General features: G+C 57.8%; 2 protein-coding genes. One reads left to right on the forward strand and one right to left on the reverse strand.

What is annotated here, in order from left to right; translation table 11 throughout:
- Positions 1-205 precede the first annotated feature (205 nt).
- Positions 206-1,642, forward strand: a complete 1,437-nt coding sequence (locus AABO57_28985; GenBank protein MEK6289768.1) for a transposase — start codon at positions 206-208, stop codon at positions 1,640-1,642.
- Between the two features lie 64 nt (positions 1,643-1,706).
- Here the strand turns inward: AABO57_28985 and AABO57_28990 are convergent.
- On the reverse strand, positions 1,707-2,542 hold an 836-nt coding region (locus AABO57_28990; protein ID MEK6289769.1), incomplete at its 5' end, for an ISAzo13 family transposase.

Consider the following 2,542-nt stretch of genomic DNA (forward strand, 5'->3'; position numbering starts at 1 on the left):
GGAATGTGGTGCAGGAATGGGTAGACTAATTTAAAGAATTGCCTTGCGAGAGAAAGTACAGTTCAGATCGACGGAAATTATCAGCACGGCGCGAGACCCGTGGGCCAGTTGCCCTACGGCGGCGATTTAAGGCCAATACTGTTCACTTAACGATCCTGATCCGTTTAGCAGCCCGTGTCTAAAAACCACTTCCGCTTAAGAATGTTTGGGCGTAGAATCAGGCATGGCGATGGGCGAGGAGCGGACCAGACAGAAGCAGGAAGAGATGTTTTATGCCAGCGAGGTGGCGCAAGCGCCGGGGCATCCGTTTTATGAGGCGCTGAACGGAGTGTTGAAGCAGGCGGGGTTCGATGCGTTTTGCGAGGGGCTCTGCCGGAAGTTCTATCACCAAAAGCTGGGTCGGCCGTCGTTGGCGCCGGGCGTGTATTTCCGGTTGTTGTTGGTCGGCTTCTTTGAAGGCATTGGGAGCGAGCGAGGGATCGGGTGGAGAGTGGCCGACAGTCTGAGTCTGCGGCGCTTTTTGAACTACGGGCTCCAAGAGGCTACGCCGGATCATGTGACGATCTCGCGAACGCGGCGCTTGCTGGATGAAGAAACGCATCAGGCGGTGTTCACGTTTGTGTTGACCGAAGTGGCGCGGCGCGGATTGCTGAAAGGCAAGACGATTGGGATCGACGCGACGACGCTGGAGGCGAATGCGGCGATGCGCTCGATTGTGCGGCGGGACACGGGCGAGAGTTACATGGAGTATCTGCGGAAGCTGGCCCAGGCAGCGGGCATCGATCCCAACGATGATGACGCGGTGCGGCGCATGGATCGTAAGCGAAAGAAGAAAACTTCGAATGAAGATTGGGTGAATCCACACGATCCGGACGCCGAAGTGACGAAGATGAAAGACGGCGCGACGCACTTTGCCTACAAGGCCGAGCAGGCCGTGGATCTGGATACGGGCGCGATTGTGGCGATCACGACGCACGGCGGCGCAACAGGCGACACCGAATCTGTTTTGGAAACATTACCGGCTGCGGGTGTTTCGGTGGCGGAACAGATCGCGACGCCTACCGCGCGGGGCCAATACCAGGTTGAGGATGGCGGGATGCGGGAAGTCGTCACCGACAAGGGCTATCACAGTGGTCCCGTGTTGGCGAAAATGCATGAGTGGGGCGTACGGACGTACGTTTCTGTTCCGCACCAGCAGCGGCGCAAGTGGGAAAACAAAGCGGACCCACAAGCGGCGGTTTACGCCAATAAACGGCGCGTGGAAGGCGAGCGCGGCAAGAGTTTATTGCGGCGGCGCGGCGAGTTCCTCGAACGTCCGTTCGCGCATCAGTATGAGACCGGCGGGCTACGCAGAGTGCACGTGCGCGGCCGCGAAAATGTCTCCAAGCGGGTGTTGCTGCAAGCGGCGGCCTGCAATCTCGCGCTGATTCTGCGCTCGCTGACCAAAGCCGGAACGCCCAGGGGCCTGGCGGACCTGGGCAGAAACATTTTTGATGCTTTATGTCGCGTCCTGGCGGCCCTGGCCGTTCTTGACGCGCCGGCGAGCAGCCGGAAGCAAGATTTCCTTCAACAGCCCGCGCACCGCGTCAAATCGCGGTCGAGTTCGTTTAATCTCCCTCCCTGCCGAAAATGCAGGTTCTGACACAGGCTGTTAGGTGCCCTGGGTTTTCCGTAGGCAAGTTAGGGCCTGTTAAGAAATAAGATGATCAGTTCTTGAGCCGCGTTGGGCGGATCTGATAGTTCCATTCCCCGTGGAACTGATCTCGTCGAAGATGGACCTGCGCGAAGTCTTTGTCCGACACCTTGACTCCGGGTGGGTACGAGTTGGTGTCCAGCTCGGAATGTACCTTCAAGCCATTGTTGGTTGTGGTCGCTGCGATCAGACTGACGATCACTTCAAAGCTGACCAGTGGCTTGCCCCGCCAGTTCTGCGTGATAAAGCTAAACAGACGGTGTTCGATCTTGTTCCACTTGCTGGTTCCAGGTGGAAAGTGGCAGACGGCGATGAGCAACCCCGTTTCGTCTGCCAGTCTCTGTAGCTCCATCTTCCAAAGTCGCACCCGCGCACCGTTACTGCCACCACCATCGGCGGTGATGAGCACCCGCTTGGCCTTGGGATGAATGGGCTGTCCCATAGATCGCCACCAGCGGCGGATGCTCTCGACGGCAAAAGCTGCCGTATCGTGATCCACGCCGACGCTGACCCAACCTGTGTTGTGAGCCAAATCATAAATCCCGTATGGATTGGCCCGGCCCAATTCTGGGATGACGAAGTCATGCACACGTACCCGTTCCGGATTTCCCTTGGGACGCAGTTCCTGCCCGCCGTTCTTGAAGTCCCCTACCAATTCCTTCTTCTTCGTGTCGACCGAAATCACCGGCTGCTTGTCAGCGAGGTATCGTTTGACTTTGCGATTGATATGCGCAAACTGAGCGTCGCGGTCCGGGTGACTGTCTCCTTCCTTGGTCTTTTGATTGGCCTGCAGACTATAGCCCAACTGGTGCAATAACTCCGCTACGACCGGATAGCTGATGGAGTGCC

The organism is Acidobacteriota bacterium (assembly GCA_038040445.1).
Classification (GTDB): Bacteria; Acidobacteriota; Blastocatellia; order UBA7656; family UBA7656; genus Onstottus_A; species Onstottus_A frigus.